Annotated in this window: 11 protein-coding genes; 2 read left to right on the forward strand and 9 right to left on the reverse strand. The window is 39.2% G+C overall.

Features of this window, described 5'->3' with window-relative positions; genetic code table 11:
- Positions 1–66 precede the first annotated feature (66 nt).
- The 3 genes from JOC49_RS12595 to JOC49_RS12605 all read right to left on the reverse strand — a co-directional run bounded on the left by JOC49_RS12595 (position 67) and on the right by JOC49_RS12605 (position 2,203).
- On the reverse strand, positions 67–1,044 hold the full coding sequence (locus tag JOC49_RS12595; protein ID WP_204665392.1) for a PHP domain-containing protein: 978 nt from the start codon (positions 1,042–1,044) through the stop codon (positions 67–69).
- 140 nt (positions 1,045–1,184) lie between these two features.
- Positions 1,185–1,349 carry a Gp37-like protein gene (locus tag JOC49_RS12600; RefSeq protein WP_204665393.1) on the reverse strand — a complete coding sequence of 55 codons (165 nt, stop codon included), beginning with the start codon at positions 1,347–1,349 and terminating at the stop codon, positions 1,185–1,187.
- A 2-nt stretch (positions 1,350–1,351) separates the two neighbouring features.
- Positions 1,352–2,203 carry a phage tail domain-containing protein gene (locus JOC49_RS12605; RefSeq protein ID WP_204665394.1) on the reverse strand — a complete coding sequence of 284 codons (852 nt, stop codon included), beginning with the start codon at positions 2,201–2,203 and terminating at the stop codon, positions 1,352–1,354.
- A gap of 22 nt (positions 2,204–2,225) precedes the next feature.
- Here JOC49_RS12605 and JOC49_RS12610 point away from each other — a divergent pair, with 22 nt between their 5' ends.
- A complete protein-coding gene (locus JOC49_RS12610) occupies positions 2,226–2,609 on the forward strand; it encodes a MarR family winged helix-turn-helix transcriptional regulator (protein WP_341534686.1) in 384 nt (127 codons plus the stop codon).
- Positions 2,609–3,385, forward strand: a complete 777-nt coding sequence (locus JOC49_RS12615) for a sulfite exporter TauE/SafE family protein (RefSeq protein WP_204665395.1) — start codon at positions 2,609–2,611, stop codon at positions 3,383–3,385. The genes JOC49_RS12610 and JOC49_RS12615 overlap by 1 nt, the downstream gene beginning before the upstream one ends.
- A 211-nt stretch (positions 3,386–3,596) precedes the next feature.
- Here the strand turns inward: JOC49_RS12615 and JOC49_RS12620 are convergent, their stop codons facing one another.
- The 6 genes from JOC49_RS12620 to JOC49_RS12640 all read right to left on the reverse strand — a co-directional run bounded on the left by JOC49_RS12620 (position 3,597) and on the right by JOC49_RS12640 (position 9,891).
- Positions 3,597–5,060, reverse strand: coding sequence for a type I restriction-modification system subunit M (locus tag JOC49_RS12620; RefSeq protein ID WP_204665396.1), 1,464 nt, complete (start codon positions 5,058–5,060; stop codon positions 3,597–3,599).
- 30 nt (positions 5,061–5,090) lie between these two features.
- Positions 5,091–5,303, reverse strand: a complete 213-nt coding sequence (locus JOC49_RS12625) for a helix-turn-helix domain-containing protein (RefSeq protein WP_288070926.1) — start codon at positions 5,301–5,303, stop codon at positions 5,091–5,093.
- Positions 5,304–5,569: 266 nt separating this feature from the next.
- Complete coding sequence (rlmD, locus tag JOC49_RS12630) at positions 5,570–6,910, reverse strand: 23S rRNA (uracil(1939)-C(5))-methyltransferase RlmD (protein WP_204665397.1); 1,341 nt, start codon at positions 6,908–6,910, stop codon at positions 5,570–5,572.
- 56 nt (positions 6,911–6,966) lie between these two features.
- Entirely contained in the window at positions 6,967–9,408 is a 2,442-nt protein-coding gene (locus JOC49_RS12635; RefSeq protein WP_204665398.1) for an InlB B-repeat-containing protein, read from the reverse strand.
- Positions 9,395–9,520, reverse strand: a complete 126-nt coding sequence (locus JOC49_RS13410) for a hypothetical protein (protein ID WP_279381218.1) — start codon at positions 9,518–9,520, stop codon at positions 9,395–9,397. Before JOC49_RS13410 ends, JOC49_RS12635 begins: the two co-directional genes overlap by 14 nt.
- A gap of 11 nt (positions 9,521–9,531) precedes the next feature.
- On the reverse strand, positions 9,532–9,891 hold the full coding sequence (locus tag JOC49_RS12640) for a hypothetical protein (RefSeq protein ID WP_204665399.1): 360 nt from the start codon (positions 9,889–9,891) through the stop codon (positions 9,532–9,534).
- Positions 9,892–9,996: the final 105 nt, after the last annotated feature.

Genomic DNA, 9,996 nt, shown 5'->3' on the forward strand with positions numbered 1-9,996 from the left:
CTGGATTTCTTTTTCTTTTTGCCATTTCGGACCTCCATTTTGTCTAAGTGAATTATAACTGATTTTTCACTTTACACAAAATATCTTACACCATCCAATAGATCGCTTAAGAATATCCATCATTAAACTCTTACCACTAGAACGTCCCCCAATAATAACATTCAAGTGCGGGCTAAAATTCAAATTTTTATCTGTTAAAAGTGTATTACCCTTAATATTAAGCGTTCTCAAATAATCTCTTGGATTTTTTATCTCCTGAAATTCTTGAGTGGTTTTTATTCGGGATTTTGGATCAATGAAAGAAAGCCGAAGCGTCTCATAATTCTTGCTACCTTTTATATAATAGAACTCATGATCTCCTTGATCTCCCATATGGCGACATGGATACTTCTCGATATTGTGGTTATCCGAGAATTCTAGATACGCAAAATCCTCCTTTTTTCGAAAGGCTTCAGTTAACCTTACATCAAAATGCTCATTGTATATTTGTCTTCTTTTCTCCTGAACCTTTTCCATTGGACTTTGGAGTAAAATTAACATTTTCTGCGCCGCAGCAATATCACCCTTAAAAGCGTCAATTATACTTGATGTATTTCCTGCATGGGGGATAAAAAAGTAGTCCAACTCATCAAAGGCAGAAATAATATCATCAAATGTTAATATCCGTTTAAACACATCACAATTTTTTTTAGCATATTTCTCTTCAAGGCTATCATGAATAGCTTTAAGGCCATCGTAATCGTTGCAATTAAATATAATAAGCGAATGATAAGTTGTTGAACTTCCTAAAATATCTAGTTCCACTCCCGCAAGAAGCAAAGGATCTGTAGCACTATTATATTTCTCATAATATTCTTTGTACGCATCGATATTAATAATATTGTGATCAGTTAACGAAAATATTGAAACATCTTGTTCTTTTAACTTGTTGTACAAACTATCAATAAAAAATACGCCTTTATAATCATTGTTCTTTGTCTTCCTACTAAAATCTGTATGAATATGAAGATCTATTTTTAGCCAATCAGAATATAATTTCGACATATATTCTCACCCCCATTTTAAATATAAAAGTCTAAATAATCATTGCTTATACGTAATTGTAATTAACATATACTTACTCGAAGTACTCTTGCATCAATGAATCAAATAATATCTTGTTTTCATCTAGTGACTTTTGAACTTCAAATTTCAATATTTCGGGGAGATGCAGCAATGTACACTTCAAAAGCACCGCATTTGTAATATTCAATATCCCATAAAAGCGAAGAAAAACTGTCGCAGACAGCCTCAAGTGAAATATTCAGTTTATCATTCAAGACAGTCATATTGTAAATTTCAATCTGCATTTTCACACCCCTAAGTACGCATTTCGGTGTATCAGGCGAACTTTGATGCGGTTCAGTCCCTCCGATGCCGTCACATAAAATTTGTTTTCGCCCGTTTTCAGATTCAGCCAGGTTGACCCGGAAACAAGGCGGTTGATGATGTTGGTCACAACGCCCTCACGCTCCAGAAGAACGGTTTTGTTGCCCGTTTTTGTAGTTATGGTGATAACATCTCCCTTTTGAATATCGCCTGAAATCTGCATATATTCGTCCGTCAGAGCGTTGTAAATAGTCGGATTTTTCGCAGGTCCTCCGCTGATTTCAAGGGTGAATCCGACCTCATCACCGCTGTTATTGATGGTCATCATATCCTGCGTATTATATGCACCAATCGGAAAAGGCTCATCATTGTCAGGACAGACAAAATGAAATGCACCTCTGACACGGGAATATTCTGCAATCTGCGTTTCAGTGGAGTACCAGTAAATATCGGGACAGAGAATGGAAATCTGCCCATTGGTCAGCTTTTCAAAATTCTCCACCTCGCAGGTTTCCACAATACCCTCAGCATACACAGAAATATTTTTTGTGGAGTAGTATATCTTGATGTAGCGTGACGGCTTGACCACACGATATAGTTCATGCCTGCGAAGTTCCACATCAAAGCCACGCATCTGAAAGGTAATGACGATGTTCCGCTTTTCGATGAATGCGTTATTCAGATAGCTGCCGTTCATTCCTGCATAATTTGAAGTGCTGATTGTTCCTGTTGGCGGATCAAGTCCTTTGATTTTGGAGAACATATATCGGTTTGCAGTTTTGGACAGGCCGATTTTTTGACCTGCTTCGTTTTCAAGAATTAAAGTGTAGAACAAAATTTCACTTGCATACAGTAAAGTGTGTAAGCCACTTTGTAAAGAACTGGGTTTGTCGCAAACTGCATTTGATATTCTGATGTTTCTTGGAAATAATCCGAAATACAAAAATGCAAGAGATATTGTAGAGATACGCCATATCAAAGCAAATCTGGTATCGGTAAATGTTGAACGTCTGGTTCAGGAAGGCTATTTGACAAGACAGGCTGTAGAAGGTGACAGGCGTAAAACAGAATTACTGTGTACAAAGAAAGCCAAACCAATCATAGAACGAGGTCAGCAATTGCAAAAAATGTTTTTTGAAAAGCTGTTTGTCCATATTGATGATAATATGAGGAAAGCTTTTGAAGAAGTTATGCAGGTTATCAGTAAAAATTCAGATGAAATTTTGGAGGAAAAAGAATAATGGAAACAATAATGACTATTCTGGTTACATTTTTTGCAGGTATGGGTGCAGGACTTGGAACAGGATTTGCAGGAATGAGTGCTGCCGCCGTTATCAGTCCGATGTTGATTACTTTTTTAGGTATTGACCCTTATATGGCAGTCGGTATTGCACTTTCTTCTGATGTGTTGGCAAGTGCAGTTTCCGCCTATACTTATCATAAAAATAAGAATCTGGACATTAAAAACGGATTAATTATGATGGCAAGTGTGCTTGTTTTTACAGTTGTCGGAAGCTATGTGGCAAGTACTCTGCCATCCGCAACAATGGGCGGTTTCTCGGTATTTATGACGTTTCTGCTTGGAATAAAATTTATTGTTCGTCCTGTTATGAACACTAAAGAATCTATGGCGGAAACATCAGCGAAAAAACGTGCTATACAGTCCATTATCTGTGGAATTATTATTGGTTTTATTTGCGGATTTGTTGGTGCAGGGGGCGGAATGATGATGTTTCTGATTCTGACCAGCGTTATGGGATATGAATTAAAAACCGCTGTAGGCACAAGTGTATTTATTATGACTTTTACCGCATTGACGGGTGCTGTATCGCATTTTACAATTGGCGGAACACCGGATATTCTGACATGGGTATTGTGCATTGTGTTTACGCTGATATGGGCAAGAATTGCGGCAGTATTTGCAAATAAGGCAAAGCCAAAAACATTAAATCGTGCTACAGGTATTATTCTTGTGGTGCTTGGTGTCGTTATTATGGGATTTCGATTTCTGCACTAACTTTTAAATATCCACCGCATTCCTCGTCTGCCTATAAATCTCCAGCCGTGACAGTGCTTTCGGACTATTGTTGGTCTGATTTACTGTGCGGCTGTTGTCATTATAGTAGTTATTTACCACTGAGCCGTTTGCATCACGGCTCAAAACCGCTCATTGACTTTTGAGAGTGGAATGTGATATAATTGGGTATATGCTGTAGGGCGTGACAGCCCTATAAATCTAAATTTAGCAGCGTCTTCAATTCTGCTTTTAAATTATCAATTTCACTATCAATTTCATCAATTCTGTTCATTATTACTGAAGGTTTTTCATATTCTACCCTGTCATATTCAACTTCTTTGTACTTGTTGATTGAGAGGTCATATCCATTGTCTTTAATTTCTTTTTTTGTAACATAGAACGACTTTTCAGTTCGTTTTCTGTTCTTTTCATTCTCTAGATTATGATAACGGCTGATAATATCAGGAATATCATTACTCTCGACTGGTTGACGCTTATCATCCAGTGACAACCCATCTGCATGCATATCATAAAACCACACATTATCTGTGCCACCTGCACCTGTCTTTGTAAATATCATGATAGCAGTTGAAACCCCTGCATATGGTTTGAAGACACCACTTGGCATGGAAATAATGCCATGTAAATGATGGTTTTCAACGATTTCTTTTCGAATGGATTTATGAGCATTAGAACTACCAAAAAGGACACCATCTGGCACAATAGACGCACAGCGACCACCTTTTTTAAGCGTTCTAAGGAATAATGCTAAAAAAAGGAGTTCTGTTTTTTTCGTTTTAGTGATTTTAAGTAAATCTGCTGCAACACTTTCATGATCTAACGAGCCTTTAAAAGGTGGATTGGCAAGGACTAATGTATATTTTTCATCATCAATGTTCTTTTCTGATAAGGAATCTCTGTATTCAATATTGGGTTTTTCCACACCATGAAGCATCATGTTCATAGCACCAATACGAAGCATGGTTCTATCCATATCGTTACCGAAAAACATGTCATTGTTATAGTGGTCTTTTAATTCTTTTATGGCAAACAAATCTTCATTGTTTCTTTTAAGGTACTCGCCTGCTTCAACTAAGAAACCAGCTGATCCTGCTGCAGGGTCAACTATAATATCTGTTGGGGTTGGTTGCATCAGCTCCACCATCATTTTAATAATATGTCTTGGGGTTCTAAACTGCCCATTGGTTCCTGCTGTTGCTACTTTAGAAAGCAGGTACTCATATAAATCACCTTTTGTGTCTCCATCGGATAATGGCAATAAATCTACATTTGTAACGATTTTTTCTAACATTTGAGGTGTTGGAATCATAAAGATGGCATCGTCCATATATCTGGTAAATGCTGAATCCTTGTCACCATGCATGGTTTTTATAAATGGAAATACTTTCTTTGAAACCATATCATACATGTCAGAAGCACTCAGTTGTTTAAACTTATGCCATCTCAGATTTTCTTGTTCATCACTAAAAATTTTATCTACTTCAATGCCAAGCAGCTCCGCATTTTTTTCTAAATCCGTTTGTTTTTCGTCCAGTCCCTTTATAAATAAAAGGTAGGTAAACTGCTCAATAACAGACAGTGGATTGGTAATACCTCCCGTCCAAAATATCTCCCATATTTTATCTACCTTACTTCGTAATTCACCTGTAATCATTGTTGTTCCTCCCATAGTCTTTCATCTATTTTAATAATCCAATAAATGCTTTATCAATTCTTCATCCAGTCCCTTTGTTTTACAAAAATCATAAAGTGCCTTTTTTGCCATTCTATTGGGACTGTTTTTACCATTCTCCCACCGGTTGACCGTGGCAAAGCTCACTTGAAGCTCTCTTGCCAGTTGTTCTTGACTCATATTCAGCTTACTTCTGATTTCTTTAACCATTTGAGCAAATTCCACTTTATACACCTCCAGCTCGTCACTTTATATTATAACAAATGTTATAATATATGCCCACCTTAATTTGAAAATTATTCCAAAGAAAAATCCACCGATTCTACACCCGTGGATTCACATTTATTATTCAGTTTCTTATGTCCCTACATTTCACATCCAAAAACCAAGTCTTATTATAATTTCATCTTTTAGTTCCTTATTGCGATAATTTAAGACATCCGTCTTAAACATAAAAAGCTTGGTTATTAGGGGTATATGAGCAAATATTATTAGTCTTTTTTGTATAGTGCTACTATAGTCTCCACATGCATGCTATGTCCAAACATATCAACCGGTTGAATTTTTACAGCTTCATATCCAGCTTCACTGAGCATCTTTACATCTCTTGCCAAAGTTGACGGTTTACAGGACACATAAACAATCTTGCTTGGACTAATTGTTTTAAGCATTTCAATTAAGGCAGAGTCACATCCACTTCGTGGTGGGTCAAGGACAATTACATCGGGTGTACCGGTCCTCTCAATTAGGCCTTCAATCTCTTCTTCAGCCTTTCCAATCAGCCAAGAAATATTATTCATGCCATTTAGGGCCGTGTTGCGTTTGGCATCCTCAATTGCGGGTGCATAAAGTTCAACCCCATACACATGCTTGGCTTTAGATGCCATATGAATGGCAAGTGTTCCTGTACCGCAGTACAGATCATACACAATCTCATTGCCAGTTAGGCCAGCAAAATCAACCGTCTTGCCATATAAGACATCAGCCTGGCGGGTATTGACCTGGAAAAAAGAAAGGGGGGAAATTTCAAACACTGCGTCCCCCATTTTTTCAACAAAAGACTGAGTTTCAAACAATGGACGCGTTTCATGCCCAAATACATGAACATTTTCTCTTGGGTTGATGTTTTGATAAATTGAGACAATATTAGGATTCGTTTCAGTTAATAACTTCACCAAAGCATTTGACATCTTTAACGACTTGGTCGTGGTCACCAGTACAATCATAATATGGCCCGAAGCAGCAGACTCTCTTATGACAATTTCACGAATAACCCCCTTTTTACGGTGCGAATCAAAAGCCTCTACATCAAAATCTCTCATGTACTGCATCAAGGCCTTTAATATTTTTGAGTGAGATGCACTTTGAATCAAACAATCCAGCACAGGTACAAGCACATGGGATTTCTCTTGATAAAAGCCAATCACAGGGCCGGACTTTCCAGGGTGCACATGATAAATGCCCTTGTTTCGGTACTGCCACGGGTCTTTCATGCCAAGTGTTGGCAGAACAGGCGTAGAAGAAATTCCACCAATCCGTTGAAACGCATCTTTTACAAGTTTCTGTTTAAGCTTGAGTTGTTCTGAATACTGAATATGCTGAATTTGACACCCACCGCATCTAGGAAAAACCGGGCATGGTGGTGTGGTACGGCTATCAGATGCCTTAAGAATTTCATGGACAACTGCATTTCCATAGGTTTTTTTCTGGCGAATGGGTCGGGCCATTACCAGATCACCTGGTACAGCCCCTTCTACAAACCATGTAAAGCCATCTACTTTGCCAATACCGTGTCCGGATTCTGATAAATCTATAATTTTAACTTTAAACATATGCTTTAACCTACCTTCAATCTGAAATTTCCTCTATTATAACACAGTGAAAAGCGTCATTCCATTTGAAGGATTATGCTTGAGGCAGGAATCCATTCACTGCCATCATAAGTAGCCAATGTAAAATAAACCGCCCCGCCTTCTGAAACCTGAGCGATGGTCAGACTGCCCAAATCATAAACATCAGCTATAGAAATGCCATCCGCTGCTCTAAGAGCGGGGCCTGAATCAGAAAGGATTGATATTGGTCCGCCTTCAGTTACAGTTACAAGCGTTTCAGCAGTGAGGCCAGATAACCCCGTCATAGAAAGAGCACTATTCGCCACGCTTAACGCGCTGACAAAACCAAGTCCGCCTGCACATTGAACAGAAAGTGAACTGTCTATAAACTCGAGTTCGCTCCCACTAAATCCGGTGTTTTCTGAAGCAAACGTCCCTGCCACATTCGTTAAAACAAATTTTATGCCTTCACTTCCATCACTAAAAGACAAACCTGTTTCCGTAGTGCCGTTATGGGTGATGCCATCCAGTGTCATTGTTTCAAAATATAAGCTCTCAGAGTGATAGATAAGTGTATAGGCACGCCCTTCCAAACTTAAATTAGGTGCAGTGCCACGCCCTATAAAATGAGTTTCTCTATCTGCATAGACAGTAACCCCATCTGTAACTTGATTTTCAAGCACACAGTTGCCTTCAATCAAGATGTCCAGTGGCCTACTTGCCCCATCAATTATCAGAGCCTCATAGTTTAAAGCCCCATTAAAGGTCAGCGTCAAATCACTAAATACGACATCTGTAACGGTTTCATCTATTCTAATTCTAATGGCAGAACTAACTCCGCTAATGGTTACAATACTGCCTGTTGTAATTTGGAGTTCAGGTACGTCGCCGCTTACATCAAAAACATATTCTGACAAGCTGCCTACGCTAATGTCTTCAGTCACACTGCCATTTGAAACGGTAATGCCAACTGCTTCACCCTCTAAAAGATATGTCCTGTACTGGGCTCTATAGGTCTCATTACCCGTTACCGAGCCAACCTCTGGTGTCCAGCCAATGAAGTCGTATCCATATAAACCACTGTCTGGCTTTTCAGGATTTGAAGGTACAACCACTGAATCCCCATAAGTGTATTCCAGTACAATTTGTATCTGTGAAGGGTCTTCATTAAAATAGCCTCCACCGGCATCAAAGGTAATCTCATAAGCATAATCTATCCGGTTGTAAGTCGCTGCAATCGTAACATCTTCAGTAAATGTATTTGGGAATTCAGACGACCACACAGCATCATACTCAAAAGTGTATGGCCCAATTTTCTCTGTCCAATTTTCGAAGGTATACTTAAAACCATTTTCAATTACAGGAAGAAGTATCTCCTCAAAATCATTTATAAACGTCCTACATGCTTCATAAGTTCCTTCAAAAGTGATTTCTTGTTCCCCATTTGAAAATGTGCCATAATCAGTCCGATACGTAACAGTGTGTACCCCATCTTGGATTAGTTTCAATCGATAGACAGCTAGTTCTGTTGCAAGTGGGGAATTATCATACCCATAGTCGGCAACATTGTCTCCATCTGCATCCCACCCGATAGGAATCCAGTAAGGATATGAAGGCATAGAGGCTATAGGTTTTGTGCCATACCAGTATGTGTCCTCCAGTTGTCGCGCAAAAATTACATATTCATTACCATACATGTAATACGTCAAGGCCGGATACATAAACGTTATTTCAATGCGTTCTTGATCGTACTGACCAATCACTGAAACGCCAGGTTTTGAGGCAATCGTACTCACATCCGTGACATATTCAGCCACACATTCTGAGTAAGTGCCACTAAAATTTTCAACCTGCATTCCTGAATCAAAGCCTATATGTGTAAAACCAAGTTGCTTGTAATAGCCAAGGTCTTCAGGTGTTAAAACACGTGTTCCCAAATCGGAACCCTCGAAATTCCAAGTAAAGCCTTCCATTGACCACCGCTCAAAACGCATTCCAGATGATGTGGCATATCCTTCAGGTAAAATCAAGGTATCTCCTGCCTCCAGTGCATAGCGTTCATAGTGCCAAGTGTCAGATTTCCAATAAATGTAGGCCATAAAAAGTTGTAGGGGCTCCAAAGTGTAATTAAAGGTCTGATCCGACCAAAGGGCCTCTTGATACCCTGCATCAAAGGCAGTGATTTCTGTGTATAACAGCCATTCCGACAGATCCACTGGACCTGGAACTTCCCCTGCAAGCACTTCTTTTGTGGCCACTACTGTCTCTACGCCGTCTAGAGTTACCTGATAGGTGGCAGTATGAGTCGCTCCCAAATTCACATCACTTGGATTCACTGAAGGATGAACCCAAATAACTTCCATTTCATTGAAATAACCTGTACTAAAACTCAAGCTGCCGCCGTCATAAGTCACTTTTAAATCAGTCTTGAGTTTTTCAGTTCCCACTGGAACATGTACATTAGCCTTTGTGCCGCCAAAATACTCAGGAGCCACCATGAATTTTTCCTGTTTTCAAATCCAAAATTTGAATGTCCAATATATCTTTGAGATCCAATTCATTTTCATTCATAATTATAGTTTTTCCGGCATTGTTGAAGCGATAAATCACATACTGATCACCTAAAGTATAAAGGGGCCACCACTCAAGCTAATGTCAGGTTTGTCCATAGTCCCATCATTTAAGAGATGCATTTGCATGTATCCCCATAAGTCCATGTAACCCCCAACTTCTCCTGAGACGCCAACCTTTCCAAGCTTTGCAAGTCCAGTAAAACTGACATTAAGATCGAGTTTAATACCTGCTTTTACGCCTAGATATCCCGCGCATGTAAGGTCAAAGGTTTGACGGTTCTCCCCTTCCAGTGCATAGTCATATTTTCTAAAAAACCCTTCTGTTTCACTTCCCTGTACACCAATCCGTCTTGCCGACATTAGTGTTGCTTGTGCTTCAAGCCCCAAAGCCAAGTTTATTTTAACCACAAATTGAATGGTGACATACTCCCACCACTTAAGAAGTGAGGGCTTCTCGTTCGAATAGCCTAATGGCTACAGCATAAGCGAGCTATCCCCGTGTGCCCCACGGTT

Origin of the sequence: Fusibacter tunisiensis, assembly GCF_016908355.1 — a bacterium.
Lineage (GTDB): Bacteria > Bacillota > Clostridia > Peptostreptococcales > Acidaminobacteraceae > Fusibacter_D > Fusibacter_D tunisiensis.